The 25,723-nt window shown below is 37.8% G+C and carries 31 protein-coding genes and 1 riboswitch; of the genes, 13 read left to right on the top strand and 18 right to left on the bottom strand.

Annotation, left to right across the window (positions count from 1 at the left end; genetic code table 11):
• Window positions 1-872: 872 nt before the first annotated feature.
• Window positions 873-1,052: a hypothetical protein gene (locus FCJ93_RS22295; protein WP_095314117.1), complete on the bottom strand. Its 180-nt coding sequence runs from the start codon at window positions 1,050-1,052 to the stop codon at window positions 873-875.
• Between the two features lie 199 nt (window positions 1,053-1,251).
• Here FCJ93_RS22295 and FCJ93_RS22290 point away from each other — a divergent pair, with 199 nt between their 5' ends.
• The gene (locus FCJ93_RS22290; protein WP_095314119.1) at window positions 1,252-1,809 is read left to right on the top strand and encodes a hypothetical protein; all 558 of its coding nucleotides are present in this window, start codon (window positions 1,252-1,254) and stop codon (window positions 1,807-1,809) included.
• A gap of 42 nt (window positions 1,810-1,851) precedes the next feature.
• Here FCJ93_RS22290 and FCJ93_RS22285 read toward each other — a convergent pair whose 3' ends face one another.
• From FCJ93_RS22285 to FCJ93_RS22265, 5 genes are read right to left on the bottom strand one after another with little or no spacing between them, the layout of a single operon-like run.
• Window positions 1,852-2,292, bottom strand: a complete 441-nt coding sequence (locus tag FCJ93_RS22285) for an OsmC family protein (protein ID WP_095314121.1) — start codon at window positions 2,290-2,292, stop codon at window positions 1,852-1,854.
• Between the two features lie 11 nt (window positions 2,293-2,303).
• Entirely contained in the window at window positions 2,304-3,467 is a 1,164-nt protein-coding gene (locus tag FCJ93_RS22280; protein ID WP_137744750.1) for a cobalamin-independent methionine synthase II family protein, read from the bottom strand.
• A gap of 42 nt (window positions 3,468-3,509) precedes the next feature.
• On the bottom strand, window positions 3,510-4,223 hold the full coding sequence (locus FCJ93_RS22275; RefSeq protein ID WP_095314125.1) for a sulfurtransferase TusA family protein: 714 nt from the start codon (window positions 4,221-4,223) through the stop codon (window positions 3,510-3,512).
• A 39-nt stretch (window positions 4,224-4,262) separates the two neighbouring features.
• Entirely contained in the window at window positions 4,263-4,625 is a 363-nt protein-coding gene (locus FCJ93_RS22270; protein ID WP_095314127.1) for a DsrE family protein, read from the bottom strand.
• A gap of 27 nt (window positions 4,626-4,652) precedes the next feature.
• Window positions 4,653-4,892: a sulfurtransferase TusA family protein gene (locus FCJ93_RS22265; protein ID WP_095314130.1), complete on the bottom strand. Its 240-nt coding sequence runs from the start codon at window positions 4,890-4,892 to the stop codon at window positions 4,653-4,655.
• Between the two features lie 186 nt (window positions 4,893-5,078).
• On the opposite strand from FCJ93_RS22265, the gene FCJ93_RS22260 reads away from it, so the two are divergent.
• Window positions 5,079-5,969 carry a selenium metabolism-associated LysR family transcriptional regulator gene (locus FCJ93_RS22260; protein WP_137744749.1) on the top strand — a complete coding sequence of 297 codons (891 nt, stop codon included), beginning with the start codon at window positions 5,079-5,081 and terminating at the stop codon, window positions 5,967-5,969.
• A gap of 62 nt (window positions 5,970-6,031) precedes the next feature.
• On the opposite strand, the gene FCJ93_RS22255 is transcribed toward FCJ93_RS22260, so the two are convergent.
• Window positions 6,032-6,259, bottom strand: coding sequence for a hypothetical protein (locus FCJ93_RS22255; RefSeq protein ID WP_095314134.1), 228 nt, complete (start codon window positions 6,257-6,259; stop codon window positions 6,032-6,034).
• 572 nt (window positions 6,260-6,831) lie between these two features.
• Window positions 6,832-7,179, bottom strand: a complete 348-nt coding sequence (locus FCJ93_RS22250) for a cupin domain-containing protein (protein ID WP_321177989.1) — start codon at window positions 7,177-7,179, stop codon at window positions 6,832-6,834.
• A gap of 266 nt (window positions 7,180-7,445) precedes the next feature.
• Between FCJ93_RS22250 and pepT the strand changes: the two genes are divergently transcribed.
• The 4 genes from pepT (at window position 7,446) to FCJ93_RS22240 (ending at window position 10,485) form a co-directional block, all read left to right on the top strand.
• Complete coding sequence (gene pepT, locus FCJ93_RS22245; RefSeq protein ID WP_095314140.1) at window positions 7,446-8,678, top strand: peptidase T; 1,233 nt, start codon at window positions 7,446-7,448, stop codon at window positions 8,676-8,678.
• Window positions 8,679-9,093: 415 nt separating this feature from the next.
• Entirely contained in the window at window positions 9,094-9,270 is a 177-nt protein-coding gene (locus tag FCJ93_RS25145; protein WP_170211385.1) for an SE1832 family protein, read from the top strand.
• A gap of 89 nt (window positions 9,271-9,359) precedes the next feature.
• Window positions 9,360-9,491, top strand: coding sequence for a hypothetical protein (locus tag FCJ93_RS25720; RefSeq protein WP_268951627.1), 132 nt, complete (start codon window positions 9,360-9,362; stop codon window positions 9,489-9,491).
• A gap of 34 nt (window positions 9,492-9,525) precedes the next feature.
• Complete coding sequence (locus FCJ93_RS22240) at window positions 9,526-10,485, top strand: LacI family DNA-binding transcriptional regulator (protein WP_095314183.1); 960 nt, start codon at window positions 9,526-9,528, stop codon at window positions 10,483-10,485.
• A gap of 185 nt (window positions 10,486-10,670) precedes the next feature.
• Here FCJ93_RS22240 and FCJ93_RS22235 read toward each other — a convergent pair whose 3' ends face one another.
• Window positions 10,671-11,393, bottom strand: a complete 723-nt coding sequence (locus FCJ93_RS22235; RefSeq protein ID WP_095314143.1) for an MOSC domain-containing protein — start codon at window positions 11,391-11,393, stop codon at window positions 10,671-10,673.
• Between the two features lie 265 nt (window positions 11,394-11,658).
• On the opposite strand from FCJ93_RS22235, the gene FCJ93_RS22230 reads away from it, so the two are divergent.
• The gene (locus FCJ93_RS22230; protein ID WP_095314145.1) at window positions 11,659-13,152 is read left to right on the top strand and encodes a peptide MFS transporter; all 1,494 of its coding nucleotides are present in this window, start codon (window positions 11,659-11,661) and stop codon (window positions 13,150-13,152) included.
• A gap of 428 nt (window positions 13,153-13,580) precedes the next feature.
• On the opposite strand, the gene FCJ93_RS25140 is transcribed toward FCJ93_RS22230, so the two are convergent.
• The 4 genes from FCJ93_RS25140 to FCJ93_RS22215 form a co-directional block, all read right to left on the bottom strand.
• Window positions 13,581-13,730, bottom strand: coding sequence for a hypothetical protein (locus FCJ93_RS25140; RefSeq protein ID WP_170211384.1), 150 nt, complete (start codon window positions 13,728-13,730; stop codon window positions 13,581-13,583).
• A gap of 491 nt (window positions 13,731-14,221) precedes the next feature.
• Window positions 14,222-14,422: a hypothetical protein gene (locus tag FCJ93_RS22225; protein ID WP_095314149.1), complete on the bottom strand. Its 201-nt coding sequence runs from the start codon at window positions 14,420-14,422 to the stop codon at window positions 14,222-14,224.
• Between the two features lie 94 nt (window positions 14,423-14,516).
• Window positions 14,517-14,870 carry a YbaN family protein gene (locus FCJ93_RS22220; RefSeq protein ID WP_268951626.1) on the bottom strand — a complete coding sequence of 118 codons (354 nt, stop codon included), beginning with the start codon at window positions 14,868-14,870 and terminating at the stop codon, window positions 14,517-14,519.
• Window positions 14,871-14,979: 109 nt separating this feature from the next.
• A complete protein-coding gene (locus tag FCJ93_RS22215) occupies window positions 14,980-15,741 on the bottom strand; it encodes a MerR family transcriptional regulator (RefSeq protein WP_095314152.1) in 762 nt (253 codons plus the stop codon).
• Window positions 15,742-15,889: 148 nt separating this feature from the next.
• Here FCJ93_RS22215 and FCJ93_RS22210 point away from each other — a divergent pair, with 148 nt between their 5' ends.
• Window positions 15,890-16,510: an FMN-binding negative transcriptional regulator gene (locus FCJ93_RS22210; RefSeq protein ID WP_095314154.1), complete on the top strand. Its 621-nt coding sequence runs from the start codon at window positions 15,890-15,892 to the stop codon at window positions 16,508-16,510.
• Window positions 16,511-16,540: 30 nt separating this feature from the next.
• On the opposite strand, the gene FCJ93_RS22205 is transcribed toward FCJ93_RS22210, so the two are convergent.
• Window positions 16,541-17,842, bottom strand: a complete 1,302-nt coding sequence (locus FCJ93_RS22205; protein WP_095314157.1) for a DUF4179 domain-containing protein — start codon at window positions 17,840-17,842, stop codon at window positions 16,541-16,543.
• Entirely contained in the window at window positions 17,843-18,358 is a 516-nt protein-coding gene (locus FCJ93_RS22200) for a sigma-70 family RNA polymerase sigma factor (RefSeq protein WP_235879570.1), read from the bottom strand.
• A 193-nt stretch (window positions 18,359-18,551) separates the two neighbouring features.
• On the opposite strand from FCJ93_RS22200, the gene FCJ93_RS22195 reads away from it, so the two are divergent.
• From FCJ93_RS22195 to FCJ93_RS22175, 5 genes are all read left to right on the top strand, one after another.
• Entirely contained in the window at window positions 18,552-19,664 is a 1,113-nt protein-coding gene (locus FCJ93_RS22195) for an ABC transporter ATP-binding protein (protein ID WP_095314159.1), read from the top strand.
• Window positions 19,654-20,457, top strand: a complete 804-nt coding sequence (locus FCJ93_RS22190) for an ABC transporter permease (protein WP_095314161.1) — start codon at window positions 19,654-19,656, stop codon at window positions 20,455-20,457. The genes FCJ93_RS22195 and FCJ93_RS22190 overlap by 11 nt, the downstream gene beginning before the upstream one ends.
• A gap of 1 nt (window position 20,458) precedes the next feature.
• Window positions 20,459-21,262: an ABC transporter permease gene (locus FCJ93_RS22185; RefSeq protein WP_095314163.1), complete on the top strand. Its 804-nt coding sequence runs from the start codon at window positions 20,459-20,461 to the stop codon at window positions 21,260-21,262.
• The gene (locus tag FCJ93_RS22180; protein ID WP_095314166.1) at window positions 21,259-22,332 is read left to right on the top strand and encodes an ABC transporter substrate-binding protein; all 1,074 of its coding nucleotides are present in this window, start codon (window positions 21,259-21,261) and stop codon (window positions 22,330-22,332) included. Before FCJ93_RS22185 ends, FCJ93_RS22180 begins: the two co-directional genes overlap by 4 nt.
• Window positions 22,333-22,649: 317 nt before the next feature.
• Window positions 22,650-22,736: riboswitch (cyclic di-GMP riboswitch) on the top strand.
• Window positions 22,737-22,863: 127 nt separating this feature from the next.
• On the top strand, window positions 22,864-23,211 hold the full coding sequence (locus FCJ93_RS22175; RefSeq protein WP_095314168.1) for a hypothetical protein: 348 nt from the start codon (window positions 22,864-22,866) through the stop codon (window positions 23,209-23,211).
• A 57-nt stretch (window positions 23,212-23,268) separates the two neighbouring features.
• Here FCJ93_RS22175 and FCJ93_RS22170 read toward each other — a convergent pair whose 3' ends face one another.
• The 3 genes from FCJ93_RS22170 to FCJ93_RS22160 are packed head-to-tail and all read right to left on the bottom strand — an operon-like array spanning window position 23,269 to window position 25,720.
• Window positions 23,269-23,802 (bottom strand): hypothetical protein, encoded by a 534-nt coding sequence (locus FCJ93_RS22170; protein ID WP_137744748.1) that lies wholly within the window; start codon window positions 23,800-23,802, stop codon window positions 23,269-23,271.
• A gap of 18 nt (window positions 23,803-23,820) precedes the next feature.
• Window positions 23,821-24,978 carry an ABC transporter permease gene (locus FCJ93_RS22165; protein WP_137744747.1) on the bottom strand — a complete coding sequence of 386 codons (1,158 nt, stop codon included), beginning with the start codon at window positions 24,976-24,978 and terminating at the stop codon, window positions 23,821-23,823.
• Window positions 24,968-25,720, bottom strand: coding sequence for an ABC transporter ATP-binding protein (locus FCJ93_RS22160; protein WP_095314173.1), 753 nt, complete (start codon window positions 25,718-25,720; stop codon window positions 24,968-24,970). The genes FCJ93_RS22165 and FCJ93_RS22160 overlap by 11 nt, the downstream gene beginning before the upstream one ends.
• Window positions 25,721-25,723: the final 3 nt, after the last annotated feature.

The raw sequence follows: 25,723 nt of genomic DNA, 5'->3' as shown, positions 1-25,723 counted from the left end.
GCTTTGGCCGAATAGAGGACGCATTCGGACTTTCAAGATCGGGTATCCGCGTGCTTTGGCCGAATAGAGGACGCATCCGGACTTTCAAGATCGGGTATCCGCGCGCTTTGGCCGAATAGAGGACGCATCCGGACTTTCAAGATCGGGTATCCGCGCGCTTTGGCCGAATAGAGGACGCATTCGGACTTTCAAGATCGGGTATCCGCGCGCTTTGGCCGAATAGAGGACGCATTCGGACTTTCAAGATCGGGTATCCGCGTGCTTTGGCCGAATAGAGGACGCATTCGAACAATCTAGCAAGAAACCGAGAAGCTAAGGCATAATACAACAACTATTCGGCCGAAAATAGAATAAATGACTGTTTCAGAAAACAATCGTTTTTTACTGGAACTTGATATTTGTTAGATTTTCGCATCTTGTGCTAGCTTCAGAAGTTATTCAAGACATTCTTTTTAATCGATAGTTTCTAATGGTATAAGAGAGCATGCACTTAGGCTGCGAACCAATTGTGCATAAATATTATCCACAGGTTGTTAATAATGTGGATAGAGTTGAATATTACAGATTTCAATTTAAATAAAAAATGTTAGTAAAATGGGCTAATATTGAGCCAAAATCTGTGGATAATGTTAATAACTTTGTGGACGACTGTTATATTAGCATTTCCTCTGTGGATATTTTATAGCGATGTTGCTATGCAGTCCATCTCCTGTAAAATCAAGCACTCACATAAAATGGACCAAATATTGTTTAACAAAGTCGATTTAAAAAAGACAAAAAAACAGTGCTTCATTTTAGAAACACTGTCAGCCTGAAGGGCAACTGCTATCTATCATTTTTGACTCTTCTCACTCTAACTGTTATGTAGATGGTTACATTTCTATGATCGATTGGATATTGATCATATAGGGCTTGAGGCGATACTCAACTGACTTTTTAGCAACCAAATCTGCAATAGCTTTTTCTTGTGAATCCGCAGTGACTAAGCTTCGGCCTTCCAACACAGAACCCTCTTCAACAACGGCAAACCATGTGATTCGATATGACTTCATTCCCACACCCCATATTTAGTATACTTCCTGATGTAAAACTATCATACTACTTATTTCTATTTAAAGAAATCGATTTAAAAAAATTGAATAATTTTTACAATTGATCTGTACAACTTGGAAAATATTTGATTCAATATACAGAGAACCCTTCAAGTTTTAAACATAATATGACTAAGTTTTTTGAAAGGGAATATTATGCATGGAAAAAAATTATGAAACGAAGCATATTTTTTTAGCAATTGCTCTTGTTATTGCTATATTTGCACCGATTTTTTATTTTTTCCTTCCACAGACCATTGCAGACATTGTCCATAATAAGGACGATGTTTTTTTCGTAGCGGTACCAGATGAAAATTTCACCATTTTTGCTATTGGCTATGGATTTATTTGTTTAGCTTCTTCAATACTCTTTTTATTTAATATTCGTAAACTATCCATCGCCATCAGTATTTTGTGTTTAATCCTAGCTTTTTGCATCTTTTATATCGGCTCTCAATACTATCAGACTCTTGCAGCTAGCACCATTTCGTATAGCCCTCTATTCACTTTAAAAAAAGAAACGTATTCTTGGGATGAAGTCACGCAAATCATACACTATCGAAGCGAAAATGGGGATATTTCTGAATATGAATTTGTATTTGCTGATGGCAATCAGATGAAGATAAACGACAATCATTATTTTCAACATGTTTCCTACAAATTTTCAAAAAAGCTGCATGAGAAAGGTTTAACAGTGGAGCTTATTCTCATTAAATAAAAATAAGCCCCTATTGGTTTTCACCACAGGGGCAGCGTTTTTCTATGCTTTCGTCCAGATGTTGCGTATTGGTACACCTGCATCCTTGATTGTTCTAAATAAAGGGCAGCGTAAGTCCACCATTTCTTGCAATTCATTGATCCTCGCTTGCGTTTCACTCGTCTGTAAGATTGCTTTAACCGTTACTTCCTGAAACTTTGGATCGACTTCTAAATCTCCCATCAATCCACTAATATCAATACTTCCTTCTACATCAAATGAAATCTTTTGCAAATCAAAACTCATTTCTTTGGCGATGATTTGTGCCATCACATTTTCGCAAGCAAGTAAAGCTGCTAAAAAAGTTGATAATGGATCAGCAGCAGAGTCATTGCCACCCATTGAAGCCGGTTCATCGACAGCAATTTCATGCTTTCCGGCAGTTGCATCTAATCGCATGCCTGAACCAAATCCATCGACTTTTACTTGTAACATCTGCGTCATTCTTTCTCCTCCTAGACCATTTCTCGCAAAACTCTTGCAGCTTCTGCCATCGTTTTTAATTTTTCGAAGGCAACCTCATCACTATTCATCGGACGTTGGGCAAAAGTCCCGAAGCCACAATCAGGGTTCAAAAAGATTAATTCATCACCTATGATTTCGCGAACTTCCTGAACACGGCGCACCACTTTTTCCACCGTCTCAATTTCATCCGTTCTTGGATTGATCACTCCGAAGCCCAATTCTTTTCCAGCAAATTCCTTTATAATATCTATTTCTCCAGCGCGTGGAGTAGAGTATTCCAGAACAAGCTGATTGACCTTGACATTTGCTAAATAAGGAACTAACGGATCATAGGGTCCTCTAAGAAGGACATCTTCTTCTGTACTCCAATTTCCGCGGCAAACATGAACCCCTATCTTTGTTCCGCGCTCCGTCATCCCTTCAACCACTTGATTCATTAAATCCAATGCAAAGGCGATCTCTTCTTTTGCATCAGCTTTGGCTGTTAGCGCGCCGCACATAAAAGTACGGTTTGCATTTTTCTTCGTAAAAACAACCTCTGTTAAAACCGGTTCATCAAATTGAACAAAATCAGCTCCTGCTTGAATTAAGTCTTCTAGTTCTTCCCGTAGCACTTTAATGATATCTACCGCCAAATCTTCCTTTGTAGGATAGGAATCCTTCGATAATCCTTCGACCCACATTGAGCGTGTTAAAAGATACGGTCCTGGCAAGGTCACCTTTATGGATTTGTCTGTGTGCTTCTTAAGAAATAAATAATCATTTAAAGCTAACGGTTTCCTGCGCTTTATTTTTCCTGTAGCAGCTGGATTTGTCATTGAATAGGCAGGCACATCCAATGTTCCGAGAATTTCTTCAAAGCTAGCCTTATCTTCCACATAATCCAAAAGCTCAGCAACTGAAAGCATGCGGACATTATGCAAATGCTCAGCCACAAAGGAAATGTAATTATCTCTCCTTTGTTCACCATCTGATACATAATCAAGTCCCGCTTCTTCCTGCCATTTCACAATTTGCAAAATCGCCTTGTCAGCAATTTCCTGAAATTGCTCCTCTGTTATTCGGCCTACTTTTTTATCACGCATTGCTCTTTGAACTTCTTTCGTTCTTGGCCAGCTCCCAATCATACTTGTTAAAAATTTGCGATTACTCATTTCGAACTCATCCTTCATTGAAGTTACTTATTGATCATTTGCCTAGAAAACGACGGAAAGCTTAATGTCAATTTGAACTGTTTCTATTAACGTTTGGTAAATCGGTGACCTTTTTAATGTATCACGCCAAATTTCTTCGACTTGCTCTTCTTCATGTGGAGATGAAACATAAAAAGTTCCCAAAATTTTGCTGATTTTCGGACTGCCCTCATTCTCGATTTCCATATGATATAAAATATTGTCCAAGCTTCCTTTTAATGTTAGCTCAGCATCGTCAATTTCCACGTTTCTCTTTGAAGCGAGCGCCTTAAAACCAACAACCAAACAGCTTGCTAGCGATGCAAGTAAGTAATCGATTGCGCTAGGAGCGTCCACCTTTGCACTAAAGTCAGCAGGCTGCCCTGCCACAAAGGTGTGATTTCGAGAATGCACCTTTGCCGTTAAATCTCTCCCGCTTTGCGTACGTACACTCCATTGATAACCCTTTGCTGCAGCTAAATCTTGTTTTAAATCGGACTGTGACTGACCTTTACGGATAAAATAACGGGTCGTGCCCTCGCCTGGCTCTGAGCCAAGGAAATCGTGTTCTACCATCCGACACCAGGCAGGCAAATCTTCAGCAACTGTTCTTTCCCTGCTTCTGACCTCCAATATCTCGCCTGAGGTTATTGGGTCGATCGCCTTTTTTATAATGAGGAGAAGGCCTGAACCGCAATCCAAATCCCCTCCATCACAAACTGCATGAGGATCATACACTTACCTCACCCTCTATCTCTTCTTTAGTTGACTATACGATTAATAAGTGATAGATGCTGCTCCCTGACTGAGGAACTCTACTAATTTCGCCCCTCCGACAATGGTTGCCCCTTCAATCAAATCCTCTTCCTCTAATCCGCGTTTTTTATAGCAAGGGCTGCATACCCAAAGCGTTCCACCTGCTTCAACAAATTGATTCATTAACTCTTTTAACGGTGCAAATCCTTCCTCATTAATATCCTCAGCGTATCCCCTGGCAGCCAAATATGCGCCCTCAACATTTAAAAACACAACTGTTTCCTGCCCTGATGCCACAGCAGCATTAGCTACGACAAACCCAACTGTAGCTTTATCACCATCATTATTTGCGTGTGTAATACTTACTAGAAATTTTCCTGACATGTCCATACCTCCATTTTTATCTATGACTCATTTTTTTTGAATGTAATATTGGCTTACTTTTCCTTCATCTTCCCGTTTCAATAGAAGATGATTCTGCAGCCTGCACCAAGCTGGAATATCCTCTCTAGCACCTGGATCATATGAAATAACTTTAATGACTTGCCCATTTCTCATTTTTTTCATCGTTAAAAATAGATTCATAATCAGTTCGCCGCAGCCTGTTGGACCTGCGTCATACGTATGATCCGGCTCTATTCTGGCTGTCACTTAGCTACCTCCTAACATGAAAGCGCATACTAATAATAAAAAAGAGCACACACTTGTCATAATCTCTTAATATTTACAGCCCTCTTTCATTATAAAAAAGTGATAAACTTATATAAATTCAAGTTATCGATAATTCCCATATAAATGAATCGTTTTGATAAATATGTTTGATTGGAGAGTTTTAAAATGGAATTACATCAACTATTCGTCTTCACAAAGGTCGTGGAGCATAAAAGCTTTTCAAAAGCTGCTGAAGCAGTATACTTAAGCCAATCCACCGTCAGCTCTCATATACAATCATTGGAAAAAATGTTAAATGTCAGGCTCTTCGATCGGGTCGGCAGAGATACGATTGTCACTCCATACGGGGAACGTTTGTATCAATGGGCATTAAGATTGCTTGAACTAAAGGATCAGGCTCTTTACGATATTAAGGAAAGTGTCACTGATTTAAGAGGAAAAATCCACATTGGTGTTAGCTCGGTCCCAGGACAATTTTTAGTGCCAAAAATGATTAAAAAATTTCGGAAAGAATATCCGAATGTAACATTTTTAATAAGCGAATTCCCTTCGAAAATCGTTGCGGAAAATGTGACGAGCGGAAAAGTAGATGTGGGGTTTCTCGGTGAAAAATACGAGGATGAACGCCTTCATTATCTTCCTCTCCAAAAGGAAAAGCTGGTCGTCATTTCATCTGATGAATATCATTTGGATGCCCGCTTATCGATTGAAAATATTGTCCAGTATCCATTTATAATGAGGAAGTCTGATTCAGGAACGAAAGCAATTTTAGAGAAGTTTTTAAAAAGGAAAAAGATTAAAGAAGAGCAGTTGAACATTGTTGCCCATACAGACAGCAGCCAAACATTAATTGAATTCGTGAAGCAAGGAATTGGAATTGCGATTATTTCCGAAATTGCTGCTAAAGAGTACGCTTTAGCGAATAACCTTCATATTCACGAACTAATCGGGTTTGAAGATGAGCGCTATTTCTACCTTGTCTACAATGAGGCGAAAACATTATCTTTCGTTTCCAGACTGTTGATTGAGATGGTCAGTAAAAAGGTTCCCTGCTAAACAGGAGTGATCAAGAAAGACTATCCTCCTGTTCAGTTGCGGACGCTTCTTGAGCGTTAAGGCTATGTAAACCATATTCTCGCTATTTGCAATGGATTAACAACAGACTTTAACCTGCCATCTTCATGATATAGTTTAATAGCTTCCATTTTAGCAAAATCATACGCTGCGTCTTCCAAGTTTTTCATCAATGTAAGCGTCTCTTTTTCGTCCAGTTTAAAAGTCAGAGATTGACCAGCCATTAAAATATCCGCCTTTATCCCTTTTGAGTTGCTCCTTCTCCCTATCATGATCTTCTTCCTTCCATTTAATATTAGAAAAAACCCCCAACCCTATTATAACAGAACAGTTTAAGAGATAAGCTGGGCGACCAATTCCCCATTTTCTGCTTAATAGTACTTAATACCATGTTTTCTTTGCACGCGTAAATGGCTTCTTTTGCTCATCCTATTGCAAAACTAACCTAAAATTATGGAGGTTTCGGCTTATCGACAAAAGGGAGCAAAGTCATGATGTCTTTTATTTCATGAGATAACATTCGTAATTTCCGTTCAAAGGAATTGCTTTGTGTTCACCAAGCCTCCATGTCGGTCTTGTAAAGCGCAATTGGTCCGAAGCTTGAGTTCTCTACTCCAATTGAAGATGTATCGGACGCGAAAAAATCCTTTGGTTCCTGTCAAGTAGAAGCTGTATTGACAGAAAGAAACACCACGTCCTCGAATTTTCCGCTCGAATCAAAAACGCGAAGCAAAGCCAGCATGGTATAACGAAAAAGAGCTTAAAAAAACTGTAAACAAACTAATGGTTTGTCTACAGCTTTAATCTCAAATTTATTTACAACTTAAAATCCCCACTTGCCCTTTTATATATTTTGAACATATTGCTCGCTTGGAACTTTATTTAACATGACATATAAACTCGTATTTTCACCTGTGTCATTGACAAAGGCAAACTCCTCTTCGCCATCAGCGACGATTACATCATTGGCCTTTGCCTTTACATCCTTCCCATCAATTGTAAAGGTGCCTCCGCCGCTAAGAACGAGCAAATAAACATTCGTTCCTGGGTGTTTATGTTTTGGTAAAGATTGATTCGCTGTAAAGTTAAGGACAAATACGGTACTTTCTCCTTCTTTAAACACAATCCGCTTCGTAAAGTTATCTGGGCTATACTCAATATATTCTTGTAGATTAGCTTGTTTCACTGACATGCACACCTTTCTATTCCTTATGAGCTTTGACATCTTCATCATAACTGCTTTTATATTTTTACGGTGTGATCGATATCATCCGTTCGTCAATTCGAGCAACAATAGATAAGATGTAGTTTTGAACAAAATTTTTTCTTTTTTCGGCAGCACGCTGGAAAAGTTTCAACTATAACAAAAAGTAGTATAATGAAAACAGACTTCACACTTTTATCACAATATTTTATAAATTGCACCAATCTGCAAAATAACGATTAGGGGTTGAAAAAATGAAACAAAAGTTAATGGAGAGGCTCATTCGATATGCAAAGGTGGATACTCAATCAAATGAAGATTCAACTACATGCCCTTCAACATCAGGACAGCTTGAGCTTGCCAATATGCTTGTCGAAGAGCTAAAGGCTATTGGCATGAGTGAGGTCACAATGGATCAAAACGGATATGTGATGGCGACACTACCAGCAAACACCGAAAAGAATGTGGCGACAATAGGCTTCTTAGCTCATGTAGATACAGCCACTGATTTTACTGGGGCAGGCGTAAATCCACAAATTGTCGAGAACTATGATGGCAATGAAATTATCCTGAATGAAGAATTGAACGTCATCCTATCACCTCAAGATTACCCAAATCTAAAAAAATACATAGGTCACACTTTAATTACAACAGATGGAACGACCCTTTTAGGAGCGGATAATAAAGCTGGCATCGCCGAAATAATGACAGCACTTGAATACCTATTAGCACATCCTGAGATTGAACATGGAAAAGTGCGGGTTGCCTTTACTCCTGACGAAGAGATTGGCAGAGGACCTCATAAATTTGATGTCAAGGCATTTAACGCAAAATATGCCTATACGATGGATGGCGGACCACTCGGACAGCTTCAATACGAAAGCTTCAGTGCTGCTTATGCGAAGATCACCTTTAAAGGCAACAACATTCATCCAGGAACTGCAAAAGGTAAGATGATCAACTCCGGAAAAATGGCGATGGAATTTAACGGCAAGCTTCCTGCAAATGAAGCTCCGGAGTATACAGAAGGCTACGAAGGCTTCTACCACCTGCTCTCTGTCAATGGTGATGTTGAACAAACAACTCTTTATTACATCATTCGTGATTTCGATCGGGACAATTTTAACCAGCGGAAAGAAACGATCGTAAACATTGTTGAGGAATTGCGGGGAAAATACGGTCAAGATAAAGTCATTCTTGATATGAACGACCAATATTACAATATGCGGGAAAAAATTGAACCGGTCATGGAGATTGTCGATATTGCCCACGAGGCGATGACCAATCTCGGTATTGAACCAGTCATTGAACCTGTTCGCGGCGGAACAGACGGGTCGCAACTTTCTTATATGGGCTTGCCAACTCCTAATATTTTTACAGGTGGAGAAAATTATCACGGGAAGTTTGAGTATATTTCCGTTGATAACATGGAAAAGGCAACAAAAGTCATGATTGAAATTCTCCGATTATTTGAAGAAAAAGCATGATCACCGATTAATAGCGAAGCTTGAAAGCTTCGCTATTAATCCGTTATTGCCCAGCAATGTCATGCTTTTTTAATAATCAGAATTATTAAAAAATGTCTATAACTTTATTACAGGAGTGCTTTTACATGGAAAAGGCTCACGCACTATCATCTAAAGTTCATGCTGCAAAAAATCCCCTTCTCATCGCAGGAATTATTTTTGTTGCCTTTAACTTAAGGCCTACTATATGAGCAATAAAGAATATCTTTCTTGGCTGCAGCTCACTCTAATTCAATAAAGGAAGTGTATTTTCTTCCAGAGGTTGAAACCATTCAAACGTATTTTCACTTTTCGACGAAACAACTGCCCATCGACATCAACGATGACGGAAAGCGAAATGTATGTTATGTATATAGTTAGAATCGAGGTGCTAATGATGAAGAAAAAAGAGATAGAATATAAAATTCAAGAATTGAAGTATGAATATATTCGCCTGCAAAACGATCTGGAAAAATTGGAGTTTGTGCAAGGAAAGCTTTCCCCACTAGAAAAGCAAATTAGTGAAATTGAAGAAGAATTGAAGGCCCTTCATAAACAGCTAGCAACTCTTTAAAATAGCCATTGGTTTTTTTGATATCCGGTTTGACATGAAACGCGTTTCATCATTTACGCTCTTATTATAAAGGATAAGGAGGCGTAAATGTGATGCTAGGATTAATCATTCTTTGTTTAATTATTTTATCTTCTTCTTATTATTGTTTAAAGGCCTCTGGCCAATCGCTGGATGTTCATCCATTTGAGAATTTTGATGATTATTTTAATCATAAGAAATGATTACTCAAAAACGACAACTTTAAAGGTGAAGTTTATGACAAATATTAAAGACTTAGCTAAAATGGCCAATGTTTCTGTTTCAACTGTCTCTCGGGTATTGAATAACCATCCATACGTAAAAGAAGAAAAAAGACTGGCCGTCTTAGAAGCAATTAAAAAATGCAATTATCAACAAAATATCAATGCAGTTCACTTAAGCAAAGGGAAAACACAGCTCGTCGGCGTCGTTCTTCCTTTTACCGATCTTCCCTATTTTGGACAGTTGTTAAAAGGCATTGCCAATCAGGCCCTTGAACATAACTATAAGCTCATCATATTCCAAACCAATTATATCGAAAGCCGGGAGCTAGAAGCGCTGCAAATGCTTAAACAAAAACAAATTGACTCATTAATTATCTGCTCCAGAACTTGCAACTTAGCGCTTATTCAAGAGTATCTCTCCTATGGTCCGATTGTTCTTTGCGAAAAGGTCGAGGATACTCATCTTGCAGCCACTTTCGTTAACCACTATCAAACATTTATGAAAGCATTGGATTATTTATATGAGAAAGGACATCGACGGATAGGCTATACACTTGGGAGAAAAACAGGAACAAATAGCCACGAACGACAATCTGCATACGCCGATTTCATAAAAAAATATCAGCTCCCTAATAATCCGGACTATATTATTACTGGCTGCTACCACTTAGAAGACGGCTCACAAGTGGTGCAAAGCATCCAAGCAATGTCAGAACCTCCTAGTGCATTGCTTGTAACCTCAGATCAAGTCGCCGCCGGAATCGTTGCATATTGTCAAAACCAGCAAATTGCAATCCCTGACGAACTGGCACTTATTGGCTTTGATAATCAACCAATTGCCAAAATGTTAGGAATTACAACGATTGAAATCCCAATTGAAGAGATAGGAAAAAACCTTTTTCTGCAAGCAATCAATGAAGAGATATCCTCAATTGAAATGGAAGCAAAGCTGATAGAAAGAGGAACAGTGTAGCAAACGTTCCTCTTTCATTTTTAATCGAAAAGCTTTGTTATATGTCGGTGTTGATTTTTGGCTCATTTTCTCTCTGATTCCATGAAGCGACAGAGAAAACTTGTTTTCTCACATCGCTTCATGGAATCAGAAGTTCACACAAAATGAGCCAAAAATCGTTTAATCAACCATATTGTTTAACAAAGCTAATCGAAAAGATAAACATCATCACCTACGGCAATATTTCCTGTTTTTATGACAGAAGCATACACACCAAAATAGTTATTTCTTTCTTTATAAACTGTCTTTAATAAGGATGAATCCAAATTACCGTCATTTGGATCAATATTGATAATCTGACACCGCTCGCAATGTCGTTTCACAATGATTTCAACCTCACCGATTTTTACCCTCTTGCCAAACCATGTCTCTTCAATAAAAGCTTCATTCCCGTCTAAGGAAAACACTAAATTAGGGCGAAACCTTCGATAGTCGACGTGCTTGCCCCATACTTCAGATATCCTTGTCAAAGAGGCTTCTGTTGTAATGAGCAAATGCTCTTCTTCAATTGCTCCAATCGGCACAGATAAAGGAGAATATTGAACCGGAGTTATTTCCCGGTTGGACAGACTCTCTAATTCGTCTTTTAATCCTTCCTCTCCCCATTTGTAAACATGGCCAGTCGGAGACTTTATTGTGAGTGATGGAAAACGCTCGAAACTTTCTTCTCCGGTAAATGAAGCATGATAGTTTGCAAGCTGCGGGATTTGAGTAAGAGTTAAGTATTTTCCCGGCCTCGAATGATCTAAAAAAGCGTGGCTTCGATCTCCATATACTCCATAAGATAGAATCTTTGTTTTTGAAACATTTTCACCACGAAAGGATTTTACAGGATGTCGTACAATTTCCTTTATTTTGCCTACTTTCACTTTCTCTCCTCCTTATGACCCTTTCTTCTATTTTACATATATCGATTGGATTTTGATACCTCCGCCTAGCAAAGGGAAAAACTATTACTACTATTACCACTATTACTTCGTAATTATTATTTCGAAATATAAAAATAATCCCGTTTATTTACAATTATACTAATATAACCCTTAAAGAATAGGAATTTACTCCTAATCCAACAAATTATTTTGACAATACAGAACTATTAAAAGTATTATAGAATAATGTTAAGGAGGATTCAGAATGAGTAATGAAATGAAACAGAAAATTGTGGAGAGCGTTCCTCAAAAGGGGTTTTTTGGTCACCCTAAAGGTTTGTTTACCCTCTTCTTTACAGAATTTTGGGAGAGATTTTCTTACTACGGAATGAGAGCAATCCTTGTTTTTTATATGTATTATGAGGTTTCCAAAGGCGGCCTTGGACTCGATCAGACAACAGCACTGTCAATTATGTCTATCTATGGGTCACTCGTTTATATGTCTGGCATCATCGGCGGTTGGCTAGCAGACCGCATACTGGGGACATCTAAAGCGGTTTTTTACGGCGGAATTTTGATTATGCTCGGTCATATTGCTCTCGCCGTGCCTGGCAACCTAATTTTATTCTTTATTTCTATGGTATTAATTGTACTCGGTACAGGATTATTGAAACCAAATGTCTCTAGCGTTGTCGGTGACATTTACAGCGAACAAGACAATCGTCGGGATTCTGGTTTTAGTATTTTCTATATGGGAATTAACCTTGGTGGATTCCTTTCACCTCTTATCGTCGGTGAAATCGGAATGAAGCATGACTTCCATTTAGGTTTTGCCATCGCAGCGATCGGAATGTTTATTGGACTTCTTCTGTTTGTTTTTACAAAGAAAAAGAATCTTGGGCTTGCTGGTACAATCGTTCCTAATCCAATGACAGCTACGGAAAAGAGAAAGACATTTACGATTGTCGGATTATCGGCAATCATTCTTGCCATCGCTATTGCTGTAGCGATTCCAATGGGGCTGCTTACGTTCGATAGCTTTGTTGCACTGATTGGGATATTAGGGATTGGCTTACCAATTCTATATTTCACAGTGATGTACCGCAGCAAAAAAACATCATCAGTAGAGCGTTCTAGATTATTGGCTTATATTCCGTTATTTATTGCCTCTGTAATGTTTTGGGCCATTCAAGAACAAGGCTCTACCATTTTAGCTAATTATGCGGACAAGCGTACACAACTTGAAATAGCTGGATTTTCGATTTCTCCAGCATGGTTTCAATCTTTAAACCCATTGTTTATCATTACTATAGCTCCTATTTTTGCTTGGATGTGGGTCAAGCTTGGGAAGCGACAGCCAACCATTCCTCAAAAATTTTCATTTGGGTTATTATTTGCGGGTCTATCATTCATCGTCATTCTTATACCTGGTTATTTCGCCGGTACGGATGCACTCGTTAATCCATTATGGCTAGTGCTTAGTTATTTCATTGTTGTTTTAGGAGAATTATGCCTATCACCAGTAGGACTTTCAGCAACGACAAAGCTTGCACCTGCCGCTTTCTCGGCGCAAACGATGAGCCTGTGGTTTTTATCCAACGCAGCAGCACAGGCAATCAACGCACAAGTTGTAAAATTCTATACACCGGAAACGGAAATGGTCTACTTTGGTATAATTGGTGGAGTCTCCATCTTATTAGCCGTCATCCTCTTCTTATTTGCTCCAAAAATCCAAGGATTTATGAAGGGGATAAAATAGGGCACTGTGCTCTTTAGAAACTGGCGAATAATAAATTACTATAGTCTAGCGATTATTCAAAAGAAATTTGAAAGAGCTCATCGTCTTACAAACAAGATGAGCTCCGACTAACATTTAGGAATAGAAATGTGCTATCAATTTTTGATTAACTTAATATAAACTTAAAAATCTTAAATTTGATCGTGTTAAGGTCGGATTTAGAGGCTCTCCCTAGATAAGAATCATTCACCATCGTCAATTTTTAATTTTCTTTGCTTAATTATTTTTAGAGTGTCAACAATTCAGATTTGTACAAGGCTAGTAAAGCTTGGCCCTATAAAAAAGAGGACTCCCATTTAAATCCTTTAAATGTAAGTCGTCTTTTTCTAATTTTACTTGCGATTTTATCCCATGTTTTATTTCCCACTCAAATTACTGTACTCTCTCCTTTAAAAAGAGCGATGTCTTTTTTTGTAAATAATAAAAGATGCTAAAACGATGACAAAAAAGGCACCGAGCTGCCATTGTTTAAAATCCCCATCTATTACTATGGCAATAAAACTAATAACACATAAAATTACTGCAATTTTTATATTCATACTCCTACCTCCATCACTAGTTTTAAAAAAGTTGATAGTAATATACGATTTATTCCATTTCTTGGTCCTCATCAAAAATTAGAATATCTACAAGCATGTAAGATTATAATTTTTTGTTTTTGCCCCTCAGATAGATTATTTCCTTTCCTCTAAATTATTACGGAATTATTGGATATTTCAACCAACGAGTTACATAATTCACAAATTATACAATTTTACCATTTGTTTACATTTTAAAGAATATTGATAACTTAGTAATAAGATAATTATTTTCTCTTTTATAACTGGATAAATACTAAAGGTGCATGTTTTAAAAAAACATGTTCTTTGGGAGCAGGCATACGATTACGGGAAGATGTAAAGGAAACAAATGCGCTCATACTCCGTGTCTGCTTTGGTTATCAACGGTTACAGTGAAAAAACGTACAAAAAAAGACAAGCCCATTGCTTTAGGCTTGTCTTTTTCATGCAGAACATATGATTGAAATCTATTATTTCTTCTCATCTTTTTTTCGATGATTCAGATCGATAACCAGCTCTCCAATCCCCATTGCAATCAATCCATTAAGCAATGCGAATAATGGTATTGCTGTTTCTCCACCATGTTTTGAGAAAATCGACATCACGACTAAAAGGCTGCTAAATAATACAAACACCAACCCTAATATATACAACGCACGCCCGACGAACATTCTCTTCACCTGCTTTACAATTTATACGGAGCATTTGCCTCAACAATATTGTTCAAGCCGAGTTACTTGTGAGCTATACGAAAGCCCTGCATTCTTATTTCGATGCCTTGACTGTCTTAATTTTCGTAATAAAATAATAGTATTTATAAATGACTACTAAAATGAGAATCACTCTTACAGACCATTTGTCGACGGTAAAGAAAGCAATCGCAATCATACTGTCGGCAAATAAATTTAACGTTATTTTTTGCTTAAGAGTCATCGTTTTATTGGTCACAAACTCCTCTAAATGCTTCTTGTATATCGTCGTTCCTTTAAACCACACCGCAAATTTTTCCGATCCTTTTACAAAACAATAGGATGCTAATAGCAGCAAAGGTGTCGTCGGGATAACTGGTAAAATGATCCCTAACAGACCAATTCCTAAACTTACAAACCCTGCACAAATTAATAAAAAATTAGTTACTTTTTTGATACAATCACCTTCAAGACAAGTTTACTGATCTTTATTATAAACGAAAAATCGATCAGGCGTCCCCAATCGATTGTTTCGGTCATTATTTTTGCCCAGTATAAATATGAACGGCATCTCTTAGAAACGCTGCCATACCAGGCTGTTCCTTATCATAGTATGCTGTGAATCTTTCATCTTCAACGTACATTTGAGCAAGCCCTGCATGTGCCTCCTTACTGTACTCTGTCCAGTAATAGGTGAGCCAGCGCTTATGCAGTTCCGCTGCCTTTTGAGCCAGTTCACCAGCAGGATCTCCTGTTGCAAAAGCTTCCGCCAGAGCTTCCCTTACTTCCGCTTCAAGCTTTGTCACAGCCTCATAATCCTCTTGACTCATATTCATCAATTTTGCATTTGATTGATTCACCGTGTCTTCCCCATATTTTTCACGAATTTCTTTCCCGTATTTACGCTCATTCTCATCAATCATTTTCTTCTTAAAGCCTTCAAATTTTTCCTGGTCGCTCATATTCATTCTCCCTTCTGCTGAAGCAATTGTTTTCTCTACATTTGTGATGAGTAAATCCAACTGCTTTCTTTTTTTAAGAAGCTGTTCTCGATGCTCGTTTAATGCTTTTTCAGCATCGAAAGAAGGTGCAGTCATGATTTCCTTAATCGTCTCTAACGCTATGCCCAATTCACGATAAAACAGGATTTGCTGTAATCGATCGACTTCCTTTTGACCGTAGATGCGATATCCTGATGAATTAACTCTTGCCGGTGTCAATATCCCGATTTGATCGTAATAACGCAGTGTTCGAGAACTGACTCCCGCCAATTGAGCCAATTTCTGCACCGTATATTCCACAATCGTTCACCTCCTTCTGTTTACACGATAAACCTTGACGTAACGTAAAGGTCAATAGGTTTTCTTAAAAATTTTTCTTCATCTATAAAAACAGGAATTTCAATCAGGTTTACCGAATAATTAATGAGATAAAAGGAGCTGAGATCATTTGTATATTCCCTCTTATTTTAAAATTGACGACAAAGCGACTATGCTTTCCCTTATAAAAGATTATAGCTTTGCAACACTCTTTTCAATCCATGATGGCATCCCAGTAGCTACTCATTTACCACTCATATTGAACAGGGATAACACCTATTTATATGGACATTTTGCCCGACCTAATCCACAATGGAAGGACATAAAAGCTCAAACAGTATTAGTAATTTTCCATGGTCCCCATTGCTATATTTCACCGTCCTGGTACGAAACGAACCAAGCTGTTCCAACATGGAATTACGTAACGGTTCATATATATGGTGAGGTTGAATGGGTCGAAAATGAACAGGAGTTAAATGAATCTCTTCATGAAATCGTGTCAAAATACGAACCTCCTAATAGCCCGTATAACTTAGAAGAAATAGATGATGCTTTTCTTTCTGGCATGAACAAAGGAATCCAAGGATTTAAAATAAAAATCAATAAAATGGAAGGAAAAGCAAAATTAAGTCAGAATCATCCGGAAGAGAGGCAACGTCTTGTCGCAACTAAACTGGAACAAAGTTTACGGACGGATGAACAAGAGATTGCAAAATTAATGAAAGAAAACTTAAAGAAAGAGTTATATTAAAAGCCGTGACTGCTTTGCCACGGCTTTGATTTATTTGATCCTGATTTTTTCTTCTCCATAAATCCATTCCGGAAAGAAGGAGAGTTCTAACGTTAGCGGATTAGGTTGGCTTTTCAAATGGGGAATTTGTACCCCTATTGCTGCATATCCTTCATCACGATATCCAGACCAAAAGCTTGAGTCAATATCGATTTTCTTTCCTTCTCCATTAACTACTTCATTAAAAAGTCCGTACGGAAATTCTTTCTCCGTATATAAGTTAACCCTGATCTCATTCGTGGATACAGTGAGATCTCTCAATTTATTTCCCTTAGGCTGTTCGATGATTTCTTCCTTTTCCGTATCAATCACAAGCGAACTATCTTCTTTATCAAGTGCTTGAATTTTATTGAAAGCAAGATAAAGTTCTTCCGGCTCCTTAAAATAATTGCTTTGCAAATAGATGAGCCATTCATCTCCCGAAAGTACATTTTTAGTAATTCCATTTTTGATTTTTGACCATGTCTCTCCATTCCCATCGACAAGGCGGAGATCTTCAAACTCCAATAGCTTCTTCGTGTTGTTCGGATCCAGTTTGACATGGACACCAACCCTTAACGGATAAACAGTCGCCTCTACCAAATGAATTTTCTGTCCTTCGATTGTTACTGTTTGATTAATCGCATACGTCTTTTTCGCTTTAATCTCTCCTTTTAAAGTAAAAGGAAGGTTGTACGTATCACCTTTCAATTCTATCTCGAGCTGCAACTCTCTTTCAGCAAATGGATTTTCAAAGAAATATTCAATCGTGCCGTTAAAGGTTTTTTCCCCTTTTTCGGAATAATGAGGTGTACCGAAGGAGTGTGAGCCATACTTCACTTCCTCCCCTTTCATATTTTTCAACACGACATTTTCCATCATGATTTCCGTTTGCTTCTTTTCTGAATTTATCGTATAAAAAAGGACCAATCCATGCTCATCCACAATAGCCCCATCAATGACTACCTCCATCCCATTCTTTTTCTCCGAAACTTCAATCGGCTCGTAATAGTCATGTTCAATCGCCGTCATTATTCCTTTATCATGGCGGATCAACTCGACGATTTTCTCCATTCCAGGAATCTCAGCAATATAGTTCGCAAATGCAGGTGACACACGAATGGATGTGAAAAAAATGAAAAACAAGGCTGCAACCACCGCAGCATTCAACCACCATTTTTTTCGCTTTTTCTTATCAAATTGAGCTTTGCGGAAACCAGCTTCAATGGCTTCATTGAGCTTATCCTCATTCAAGGCTAATTGTTCCAGGTTTTGATTGTATTTCATGAGCTTTTCCTCTTCATTCGAAAACATTTAGTTCTCTCCCTCCTCGGAAAATTTCGATCTCATCTCTTGCAGTGCTTTGTGAAGCCATGTCTTAATCGTCCCTTCTGGACAATCCATGGCATAGGCAATCTCCTTTATTTTCAATCCATGTAAATACTTAAGAGTAAGCAGCTCTCGAGACCGTGAATCTAAGCTTTGCAACACATCCTCTATTTCCAATGCTGAATGAGACTCTGACACCCCTTGCGCTTGTATATAATCCTCATTCAAGACTTCTCGCTTTTTTTTCTTCAGTTGATCTTGGCAATAATTGATCATAATTCGCATCAGCCATGTCTTAAAGTAGGCTGGTTCTTTAATTTTTCTAATGCTCTTGTAGGCCCGATACGTTACTTCCTGAATAGCTTCAAGCGCTTCTTCTTCATTTTTAAAAAAAGAAAGGCCGGTTTTATATAAATCTATTTTGTACATTTTCATAAGCTCTATAAAAGCAGCTTCATTTCCAGCAATTGCTTTTATAACAAGCTGTTCATTCGTCGTCAACTCATTCCCCCCTACTCTGTATATATTAGACCGCCAAACCAAAAAAAGGTTTTAACATTTTTTTCGAAAAATATGGCATATAGTTGCATTTCATGTATAATTATTCCGAATCGGATTTAATTCTCATTAATAGATTCAAAGTCAATCGTATCATAGTCTTTACAAATATTTGCAAGAGGGAGGTTGCCATGTTTTGAAAAACGAAACGATTATTCAATTTCAGCATGTAACAAAACAATATGATGACGATCCACCAGTCCTTAATGATGTAAGTTTTGAGATCGAACGCGGGAAGTTTTACACACTGCTTGGTCCGTCAGGTTGTGGAAAAACAACGATTTTGCGTTTAATCGCAGGATTTACAGAAGCTTCAAAGGGCGAGATTTACTTTAATGGAAAAAAGATCAATGATGTCCCTGCCAACAAAAGACAGGTGAATACGGTTTTTCAAGACTATGCTCTTTTCCCTCATCTAAATGTGTACGAAAATGTTGCATTTGGATTACGGATAAAAAAGATGAACCAAATTGACATAGATCAAAAGGTAAAGGAAGCTCTTAGCTTTGTGAACCTCAAGGGCTATGAGAATCGAGAAATTAAGGAAATGTCAGGCGGTCAAAGACAGCGTGTCGCCATTGCTAGAGCGATTGTGAATGAACCAGAGGTCATTCTCTTGGATGAACCACTCTCAGCACTTGATTTAAAGCTCCGCTATGAAATGCAGTATGAACTGCGCGAGCTGCAGCAGCGACTTGGAATCACATTTATTTTTGTCACCCATGATCAAGAAGAAGCACTCGCCATGTCGGATGAAATATTTGTCATTAACGAAGGAAAAATTCAACAAAGTGGCACACCAAAAGATATTTACGATGAGCCGATTAACCGCTTTGTTGCCGACTTCATCGGAGAGTCTAATATTTTGAAAGGACGAATGCTTGACGATTATCTTGTCGAATTTGTCGGCAAACGGTTCGAGTGTGTAGACCAAGGATTGGACAAAAATGAAACAGTGGAAATCGTCATCCGTCCTGAAGATTTAGAAATTACCAGCTTCGATAAAGGAAAGCTGCAAGTGCGTGTTGATTCACAGTTATTCCGTGGCGTTCATTATGAAATTAGCTGCTATGACAAGGACGGCAATGAATGGCTTGTCCATTCTACAAAGGCAGCAAATGTTGGGGATGAAATCGGCCTTTACTTTGACCCTGAGGCCATTCACGTTATGCGCTTGGGAGAAACAGAAGAAGAATTTGATAAACGATTAGAAGCTTATGGCGATGGAGATGATAGCCATGGAGAATAAGCTCACCCGCAATCTATATATGGTCCCTTACGCATTGTGGATTGCCTTGTTTGTTATTGCGCCGATTATTCTTGTCCTTTATTATTCCTTTTTTGATATTGAAGGTAATTTTTCGCTTATAAACTACCAGAATTTTTTCACACCTGTGTATTTGAAGATGACATTAAGTTCCTTTTGGTATGCCTTTTTAATCACCCTATTTTCGTTATTGGTCGCATACCCAACGGCTTACTTACTAACGAAAACAAAGCATAAGCAATTATGGCTTTTATTAATTATTGTACCTTCTTGGATCAATTTACTCTTAAAGGCATACGCGTTTCTTGGAATTTTCGGTACTTACGGTGTGACAAATAACTTTTTAGAAGCAATTGGAATCGGAACACAGCAAATATTATTTACGGACTTTAGCTTTATTTTTGTATCGGTTTATATCTTTATTCCGTTTATGATCTTACCGATCTTTAATGCTTTAAATGAATTAAATCCAACATTAATTGACGCGGCGAACGATTTGGGGGCGTCAAGATGGACAACATTTCGCCGTGTCATTTTCCCTTTAACACTTGATGGCGTAAAAGCAGGCTGTCAGGTTGTCTTCATTCCTGCGTTATCTCTATTTATGCTTACTCGTTTAATCGCTGGAAACCGAGTGATTACATTAGGTACAGCAATTGAGCAGCATTTTCTTGTCACACAGGATTGGGGCATGGGGTCGACGATTGCGGTTTTCTTAATTATTATTATGTTTCTGTTTATGACAATAACAGGTACTAGAAAGCGGGGTATATAAGTTGGAGAGAAACATATCCCCTTTATCGAAAATCTTTTTATTCATCATCTTTTTCATTCTCTATGCACCGATTTTTTTCTTAGTGTTCTACTCTTTTAACAGCGGTGGAACGATGTATAACTTTGAAGGCTTTACATTGGATTGGTATAGGGAGTTATTTCAGGATACAAGGCTTTTAATTATTGTCTTAAACACGCTTGTAATCGCGCTTTTATCCGCATTAATTTCGACGATCATCGGTGTTTTAGGAGCGCTAAGCATTTATCAAGTAAAGAAACGTCGGGCGAAAAATACGATTCTTTCATTAAATAATGTCTTGATTGTCAGCCCGGATGTTATTATCGGAGCCTCCTTCCTTATCCTATTTACAATGGCTGGAATTAAGCTCGGTTTTTATTCCGTTCTGCTTTCCCATATTGCCTTTAGCATTCCCATTGTCGTGTTAATGGTTCTGCCAAAACTAATGGAGATGAGCCCTACATTAATTGACGCCGCGCGGGATCTTGGTGCAAGTAGGTGGAACGTGCTGACTAAGGTCATTTTGCCTTTTATAACGCCAGGGATATTTGCTGGTTTTTTCATGGCATTAACGTATTCACTCGATGATTTCGCCGTCACTTTTTTCGTAACGGGAAATGGATTCTCCACTCTTTCCGTCGAAATTTATTCTTTAGCACGCAGAGGTATTTCATTAAATATTAACGCTCTCTCCACATTATTGTTCTTGTTTACCATTCTCCTTGTCGTGATTTATTACTTTATTACGCAGCGTAACAAGGCTCAGGTTGGAGGGATTCGCAAATGAACAAACTAATCCGCGTTTTTGCAGCTGTCGTGATTGCATCCCTGCTGTTGCTGTTTGCAATCAATCGCTTAAATTCAGCAGTAGGCTTCTCAAGCGACAATACATTAACCATTTATAATTGGGGAGACTATATTGACGATGACTTAATTGACCGTTTCGAAGAAGAAACAGGCATGAAAGTCATTTATGAAACCTTTGATTCAAATGAAGCGATGTTAACAAAGATTCAACAAGGTGGAACAACATATGACATCGCTGTTCCATCAGAATATATGATCGCAAAAATGCTGGAGGAAGACTTGTTACTGCCATTGGATCATTCAAAGCTGCCTAATCTTAAAAATATTGACGAGCGCTTCATCGATCTTCCATTTGATCCAGGCAATAAATTTTCTGTTCCTTATTTTTGGGGAACTGTCGGTATTGTCTTTAATCGGGAAATGCTTGGTGACATGGAGATAACAAGTTGGAATGACTTATGGGACCCAGCATTTGAAAATGAGATTTTATTAATTGATGGCGCCCGAGAAATTATCGGCATGGGCTTAAATAGCTTAGGCTATTCCTTAAATGATACAAATGTCGACCATTTAGAAAAAGCAAAAGCAAAGCTTGATACGCTTACCCCAAATATTAAGGCCATTGTTGGTGACGAAATCAAAATGCTCATCGCTAATGAAGAGGCAGCAATTGGCCTTGTCTGGTCTGGCGATGCTGCAGATATGATGTGGGAAAATGAAAACCTCGATTATGTCGTTCCATCTGAAGGCTCAAATCTTTGGTTTGATAATATGGTTATTCCTAAAACAGCGAAAAACATTGAAGGTGCCCATCAGTTCATTAATTTTATGCTTGATGCAGAGGTTGCTGCCCAAAACACTGAATGGGTAAGCTACTCCACCCCTAATAAAGAGGCTCTTCAATATATGCCAGAGGATATGGTTGAGGATGAACGCTTTTATCCGTCACCAGAGCTAACTGAAAAACTTGAGGTCTATGAAAATCTTGGCAAGAAAAACTTAGCCTTATACAACGATTTATTTCTTCAATTTAAAATGCATAGAAAATAGAGAAAACACATCCTGTTTAAAAATAAATGGGTTCCTAGTAGACTGAGTCAATTTTATTCATTCCACATTATAAAAAATAGGTCTTAAGTGATATAAATCACACTTAAGACCTATTTTCGACAAAATCGTATTAATTTCAAAAAAAATTTCAAAAAATCCCCAAAAAATAGTCAATATATGTCGAAATATATAAAATTATGGGTTATAATAGTTCAATAAATGATTCTATTTCAGCAGGAATATAGGTCGTTGACTTTTTCAAAAATAATCATATAGACCTATATAGACCAAAATGAAATTGATTCGACAATTAAATAAGGTTAATTTGGCAAAGCCATTGAAAAATGGGGACGCAAAGCTATAGGGGCTAAAGTATTCACATACCATGCCAGCCAGTTGCATGAAGAAAGACATAGTTGTTTTTATGATCCCTCATGCGTTGAGGGATTTTTTATGTTGAACATCATTTGCTTCCTTGATTACGGTCCGCTTTGCAAATAACTTAATAATTTCGTTAAAGGGGAATGTATCTTGAAAGTATTGACTCAATCGACACGATACGATTTACTGCGTGCTCAATTTAACTTGGATTCACAATCCGCTATGAATGATGAAATGAGAAACTCACTTAATCGAATTTTTTCGTATGTGTTTAACCACACAAAAATCATGTATCTTGAATTTATCGACGAGAAGGTTTGCTGCAACTACATTAAATTTCATCATGCTAACCAGTTCGAAGAAGTCAGTTACATGGAAACATTAAAAGATATTAAAAACTTTAACAATTTTATTCAAAACATAAAGTCAATAAAAAATGCACCAAATATAAAACCTTCTATTATCAATTATTCCTTCTGGATGAGGTTAGATAAATAATTTCTAAAAAAGCGGCCTAAACGGTCGCTTTTTTAATAAGGAAAGACAAACGGCTAATTACGTTGTAAAAAATGTAATCAGCTGCTTGTCTTCAAAACAAAAAGGATACGTAATTTTGAATTTTCTTACATCAATTTGTCCGTCCTGCCGCTTATCCCGAGGTTGTTTTTCCTCTGAATCCCAGCAAGAATAAACTTCAATTGTTTCTCCCACTTGCAAGTGCTCCTTTAAATAAGCAAATAATTCTCTAAAACATTTTTCATTGCATTGATACTGAATACGGTTTTGAAAATAATCCTCCCCAGTCAACTGAAAAGAACCGTCTAATTCATACATATAACGCTTATTGATGGGTAAATCCTTTGCTAAAGCTGAATCCCGCAGCTCACTAACTGTAATAAAGGCAAAATCGATTTCCGTTTCGTATACCTTAACCCACTCGTTTTCAAGATCGGATAAATCCAAAACATTCCTCAAATCATGTTTATTTTTTGGCTTTGGAATGTCTCTCATCTTTTTTAGAGTATATTTTTCCCCAAAACTCCCTAAAAGGAGCGGTTTATCCGCCCCTAAATAATGGTATAGTGTCATATAATCAGCTCCAACAAATTAGTTCATCACCCATTTATCCTTTAAGAAAAGAATTCGACCAATAATGAAAAAGACAATAATACATGCTACATTACTTCCCACTACTAAAAGGATATGTCCTAAATCAATTACACCAAACATTAGCTCCTTTATTAAACTATATAAGTTTAAAATTGGAATAACAAAATGCTGCATCGTCAATTCATTAACTCCTGTACTAGTTAAAAGCATCATTGGTAAAATACTTAACATCATGATGGGTGAAGCATAGCTTCCCGCCTCTTTAATTGTTTTTCCTACAATACTCGTAATCATTAAGATTGAAGCATTAAACATCGCATATAAAATCGTAATCAAAAAGGCAACTAATATAATTAAATAAATATTTTCATCAAAAGTAAGTGCCTGTTTCAAATTTTCGGTTAAAAAAGTAATTTCTAAGACGACAACTAAAAGGGTAATAAGTCCGGTGACAGCTCCTATCGTTGTAATTGTCAACCATTTGGAGACAAGCAATGTTGAACGACGTACTGGTGTCATCAGCAATGCTTCCATCGTCTTTCTTTCCTTTTCTCCGGCAAAGAGGTCTGCAGCTGCTGGAGAAGCGCCAACTCCGATAGCAACTACTAAAATCATCGGCAATAATAACCCTAAAATTTGAATCATTGAATTTTCTTCAGAAAGTTCCCTTTGTTCCACAGTAAACGGGTGAACAAGGTTCGAATCGACCCCGGATTCCTGTAGCCTTGTATCAATAACAGCTTTCTCGTAAATATTTAAGGCATCTGTTACCAAACTGATAAGATTAGCCGAGTTTTGGCTAAATGAATCACCAACGATCGTTGCCGTCGCAGCTTCTCCAGCTTGTACCTTCGATGCAAAACCTTCCGTTAACAATAATGCGGCTTGTGCTTCACCAGCTTGGACGACAGCTTCCGGATCCGCAGTTTTCATCAGTTCAATATTTTCATAGACAGCAAAAATATTTTCTTCTTCGGCTAAAATTGTTGAACTCACGGCTAGTGTTAATGAATCATCTGCGCCATCCGAGCTCAGTTTTTCATAAAATAGCGTTAAACCGCTCATCATGATAATTGGTAAAAATACAGTTAACAGTAATGTACGACGGTCACGGAAACAGTCCTTTATTTCCTTTAAATAGATATTAAGAAGCATAATGCTCATTCCCCCTTACAAGTTTGCTCATGAAAATATAATTCAAATCAGTGCTTCCTTCTTCCTTATAAAGCTCCTGCAAACCACCATGATAGACAAGCTCGCCTTTATGCATCATCGCAACAGAGTCACAAAGCAATGACACTTCCTCCATAATATGGCTGGAAAAGACGATTGTTTTCCCTTCCTGTTTAAGCTGATGGACTAGCTGACGAAAAACATTTGAAGATGTAATATCCAAACCTGTCGTCGGCTCATCAAAAAGAATTATCTCAGGATTATGAATCAACGCTCTTGCAATCGCCACCTTTTGCCGCATTCCCTTTGAAAATCCTCCAACCTTACGATTTAAGTAATCTCGCATTCCAAACATTCGCGAAAGTTCATCAATGCGCACCTTCGTTTCATGCTTGCTTAAGCCGTATAATGTCGCAAAATACTCTAAATTTTCTCGAGCTGTCAAGCGATCATATAATCCTGTTTCTCCTCCGAAAAGGACACCAATCCGCTTTTTGATTGCTTCCGGATTTTTGGTGGTGTCATATCCTGCCACTTTGACTGAACCATCAGTTGGTGTAAGCAATGTGGCAATCGTTCTTAGCAGCGTTGTTTTCCCTGCGCCATTCTCTCCGAGAAGCCCAAGTACTTCCCCTTCTTCCACCTTAAACGAAACATGTTTTAGTGCTGTAAAAAAAACTTTTTTATCTTGAAACTGCTTTGTTACTTTTTGAATTTCTATCATCTT

This window comes from Robertmurraya siralis (assembly GCF_005502275.1).
Classification (GTDB): Bacteria; Bacillota; Bacilli; order Bacillales; family Cytobacillaceae; genus Robertmurraya; species Robertmurraya siralis.
Note: the sequence above shows the minus strand (reverse complement) of the source record. Positions and strands in the feature narration are given on the sequence as shown.

What these genes read in the sequence shown, in the direction of transcription:
- FCJ93_RS22205 (WP_095314157.1), bottom strand. Translation starts at nt 17,842, where the DNA reads ATGTTTTCGAATGAAGAGGAAAAGCTCATGAAATACAATCAAAACCTG.
- FCJ93_RS22260 (WP_137744749.1), top strand. Translation starts at nt 5,079, where the DNA reads ATGGAATTACATCAACTATTCGTCTTCACAAAGGTCGTGGAGCATAAA.
- FCJ93_RS22190 (WP_095314161.1), top strand. Translation starts at nt 19,654, where the DNA reads ATGGAGAATAAGCTCACCCGCAATCTATATATGGTCCCTTACGCATTG.
- FCJ93_RS25145 (WP_170211385.1), top strand. Translation starts at nt 9,094, where the DNA reads ATGAAGAAAAAAGAGATAGAATATAAAATTCAAGAATTGAAGTATGAA.
- FCJ93_RS22160 (WP_095314173.1), bottom strand. Translation starts at nt 25,720, where the DNA reads ATGATAGAAATTCAAAAAGTAACAAAGCAGTTTCAAGATAAAAAAGTT.
- FCJ93_RS22295 (WP_095314117.1), bottom strand. Translation starts at nt 1,052, where the DNA reads ATGAAGTCATATCGAATCACATGGTTTGCCGTTGTTGAAGAGGGTTCT.
- FCJ93_RS22170 (WP_137744748.1), bottom strand. Translation starts at nt 23,802, where the DNA reads ATGACACTATACCATTATTTAGGGGCGGATAAACCGCTCCTTTTAGGG.
- FCJ93_RS22280 (WP_137744750.1), bottom strand. Translation starts at nt 3,467, where the DNA reads ATGAGTAATCGCAAATTTTTAACAAGTATGATTGGGAGCTGGCCAAGA.
- FCJ93_RS22225 (WP_095314149.1), bottom strand. Translation starts at nt 14,422, where the DNA reads ATGTTCGTCGGGCGTGCGTTGTATATATTAGGGTTGGTGTTTGTATTA.
- FCJ93_RS25140 (WP_170211384.1), bottom strand. Translation starts at nt 13,730, where the DNA reads ATGAATATAAAAATTGCAGTAATTTTATGTGTTATTAGTTTTATTGCC.
- FCJ93_RS22255 (WP_095314134.1), bottom strand. Translation starts at nt 6,259, where the DNA reads ATGATAGGGAGAAGGAGCAACTCAAAAGGGATAAAGGCGGATATTTTA.
- FCJ93_RS22285 (WP_095314121.1), bottom strand. Translation starts at nt 2,292, where the DNA reads ATGACGCAGATGTTACAAGTAAAAGTCGATGGATTTGGTTCAGGCATG.
- FCJ93_RS22180 (WP_095314166.1), top strand. Translation starts at nt 21,259, where the DNA reads ATGAACAAACTAATCCGCGTTTTTGCAGCTGTCGTGATTGCATCCCTG.
- FCJ93_RS22250 (WP_321177989.1), bottom strand. Translation starts at nt 7,179, where the DNA reads ATGTCAGTGAAACAAGCTAATCTACAAGAATATATTGAGTATAGCCCA.
- pepT (WP_095314140.1), top strand. Translation starts at nt 7,446, where the DNA reads ATGAAACAAAAGTTAATGGAGAGGCTCATTCGATATGCAAAGGTGGAT.
- FCJ93_RS22240 (WP_095314183.1), top strand. Translation starts at nt 9,526, where the DNA reads ATGACAAATATTAAAGACTTAGCTAAAATGGCCAATGTTTCTGTTTCA.
- FCJ93_RS22270 (WP_095314127.1), bottom strand. Translation starts at nt 4,625, where the DNA reads ATGTCAGGAAAATTTCTAGTAAGTATTACACACGCAAATAATGATGGT.
- FCJ93_RS22290 (WP_095314119.1), top strand. Translation starts at nt 1,252, where the DNA reads ATGGAAAAAAATTATGAAACGAAGCATATTTTTTTAGCAATTGCTCTT.
- FCJ93_RS22165 (WP_137744747.1), bottom strand. Translation starts at nt 24,978, where the DNA reads ATGCTTCTTAATATCTATTTAAAGGAAATAAAGGACTGTTTCCGTGAC.
- FCJ93_RS22230 (WP_095314145.1), top strand. Translation starts at nt 11,659, where the DNA reads ATGAGTAATGAAATGAAACAGAAAATTGTGGAGAGCGTTCCTCAAAAG.